This window comes from Parafrankia sp. Ea1.12 (genome assembly GCF_900465275.1).
Taxonomy (GTDB): Bacteria; Actinomycetota; Actinomycetes; order Frankiales; family Frankiaceae; genus Parafrankia; species Parafrankia soli.
This window is the reverse complement of record NZ_UBIZ01000373.1, coordinates 1-2,280: the sequence shown is the minus strand read 5'-3', so window position 1 is coordinate 2,280 and position 2,280 is coordinate 1. Positions and strand designations below refer to the sequence as shown.

The following is a 2,280-nucleotide window of genomic DNA, read 5'->3' as shown; positions in this document are numbered from 1 at the left end:
GGCCTCGGCCGCGTGCCGGGTGTCACGGAGAGCAGCCGCGGTCGACCCCCGGGCGGGCCGGGTCAGCCGACGGGAGCCGGTGTCCGCTCGGGTGCGGGCACCGGCGTGACCTCCAGGCCCGTGCCGGGCAGCGCCTCGCGGATCTCGGCCGCGAGCAGGGTCCAGTCCGCCACCCGGGCCGAGGTCGTCCGGTAGGCGAGGCCGATGCGCCGGCGCGGCGCCGGGTCACGGAAGGTCGCCGTCGCCAGGCCGCGCCCCTCCCCCACCTCGACGCCCACCGCCGCCGCCGGGATCAGCGTCAGCCCCAGGCCGCCGGCGACCATCTGCACGATCGTGGACAGGCTCGCCGCGCGCAGCGCGCTGCGCTCGCGTGCCCCGGCCTCGCGGCAGACGTCCAGGGCCTGCGCCCGGAAGCAGTGGCCGTCCTCGAGGAGGAGCAGGTCCCGGCCGCACAGGGAGGAGACCGGCAGCGCGGCGCTGCCGGCCATCGGGTGGTCGACGGGCGTCACGAGCACGAAGTCCTCGTCGTAGAGCGGCAGCTCGGCCACCCCGGGCTCGTCCGTCGGCAGGGCGAGCAGCGCCAGGTCCAGCGAGCCGCCGCGCAGCTCCTCCAGCAGCGCGGACGTCTGCGCCTCGCGCAGCCGCAGCCGCGCCTCCGGCCGGCGGGCCCGCAGCGACGGCAGCAGCTGGGGCAGCAGGTAGGGCGCCACCGTGGGGATGACGCCGAGCCGGATGTCGCCCGACAGCGGCGCCCGCGCGCGCACCGCGAGCTGGGCGATGTCGTCGACGGCCCCGAGCACCCCGCGCGCCCGCTGGACGATCTCCTCCCCCACCGGCGTCAGCAGCACGCTGCGGGTCGTCCGCTCGACGAGCTGGATGCCCAGGGTGCGCTCCAGCGCGGCGACGGCGCTCGACAGCGTCGGCTGGCTGACGTGCAGCGAGGTCGCGGCCCGACCGAAGTGCCGGTGATCCGCGACACCCACGAGGGCTCGTAGCTGAGCGAGCGTGGGCTGAGGTTGAGTCATAGAGAGAAGCTATCAGACTTGCCGAATCTTTCGATTTCTCTTCTGAGTCCCCGATCGCGAGAGTGGAGCCCGTGTCCCACTCCGGGGCACACCGAAAGGAGATCATCCAGGTGCTGACCGTCGGCGACGTGTTCCCCGCCTATGACCTGACCGGCGTCGTGTCGAGCGACCCCGACACCGCGTTCGTCCAGGAGACCTCCACCAGCCGCACCGGTCAGTGGCGGGTCGTGTTCTTCTGGCCGAAGGACTTCACCTTCGTCTGTCCGACCGAGATCGCCGCCTTCGGCCGGCTCAACTCCGAGTTCGCCGACCGCGACGCGCAGATCCTCGGCGTCTCGACGGACAACGAGTACGTCCACCTCGCATGGCGGCAGAACCACTCCGACCTGCGTGAGCTCCCCTTCCCGATGCTGTCCGACATCAAGCGCGAGCTCGCCGTGGCCTGCGGGGTGCTCGGCGACGACGGTGTCGCGCAGCGTGCGACCTTCGTCATCGACCCGGACGGCGTCATCCAGTTCGTCATGGTCACCGCCGGCAGCGTCGGCCGGAACCCGGCCGAGGTGCTGCGCGTACTCGACGCGCTGCAGACCGACGAGCTGTGCCCGTGCAACTGGCAGAAGGGAGAGGCCACCCTGGGTGCGGCGGCGCCGGCCCCGGCGGAGGTCGCGGCGTAATGGGAGTCGCCCGACTGCGGGAGCTGCTTCCCGACTACGCCAAGGACCTGCGCCTCAACCTCGGCTCGGTGACCTCCCAGTCGCAGCTGAACAACCAGCAGCTGTGGGGCACCGTTCTGACGTCGGCGATCGCCAGCCGCGGCGCGACCACCCTGACCGAGCTCGAGGCCGAGGTGCTGGAGCACCTCAGCCCCGAGGCCGCCAAGGCGGCTCGCACGGCCGCCGCGCTGATGGCGATGAACAACGTGTACTACCGGACGCTGCACCTGCTGGAGGACAAGGAGTACTCCAGGATGCGCGCCGGGCTGCGGATGAACGCCATCGCCAACCCCGGCGTCGACAAGGCCGACTTCGAGCTCTGGTCGCTGGCCGCGTCGGCGGTGAACGGCTGCGGCATGTGCCTGACCGCCCATGAGCACGAGCTGCGTGGGCGGGGGGTGTCGCGCGAGGTCATCCAGGACGCGATCCGGGTCGCCTCGGTCGTGCACGCGGTGGCCGTGACGATCGAGAGCCACGAGCAGGTGCCGGCCACCGCCTGAGCCCCCTGCCCCGTCGAGCGGGCCGGGCGGACGCCCGCCCAC

Annotated in this window: 3 protein-coding genes; 2 read left to right on the top strand and 1 reads right to left on the bottom strand. The window is 72.8% G+C overall.

Annotated features, from left to right (window positions below):
* Positions 1 to 62: 62 nt before the first annotated feature.
* A complete protein-coding gene (locus FMEAI12_RS21385) occupies positions 63 to 1,025 on the bottom strand; it encodes a LysR substrate-binding domain-containing protein (protein WP_071066807.1) in 963 nt (320 codons plus the stop codon).
* A 110-nt stretch (positions 1,026 to 1,135) separates the two neighbouring features.
* On the opposite strand from FMEAI12_RS21385, the gene FMEAI12_RS21380 reads away from it, so the two are divergent.
* Together FMEAI12_RS21380 and FMEAI12_RS21375 are read left to right on the top strand one after the other, a co-directional pair.
* Complete coding sequence (locus FMEAI12_RS21380) at positions 1,136 to 1,699, top strand: peroxiredoxin (RefSeq protein ID WP_071066906.1); 564 nt, start codon at positions 1,136 to 1,138, stop codon at positions 1,697 to 1,699.
* Positions 1,699 to 2,238 (top strand): carboxymuconolactone decarboxylase family protein, encoded by a 540-nt coding sequence (locus tag FMEAI12_RS21375; protein WP_112107593.1) that lies wholly within the window; start codon positions 1,699 to 1,701, stop codon positions 2,236 to 2,238. Before FMEAI12_RS21380 ends, FMEAI12_RS21375 begins: the two co-directional genes overlap by 1 nt.
* Positions 2,239 to 2,280 lie beyond the last annotated feature (42 nt).

Excerpts from the sequence above, each read along its gene's own strand:
- FMEAI12_RS21385 (WP_071066807.1), bottom strand. The coding sequence starts at position 1,025 with ATGACTCAACCTCAGCCCACGCTCGCTCAGCTACGAGCCCTCGTGGGT.
- FMEAI12_RS21375 (WP_112107593.1), top strand. The coding sequence starts at position 1,699 with ATGGGAGTCGCCCGACTGCGGGAGCTGCTTCCCGACTACGCCAAGGAC.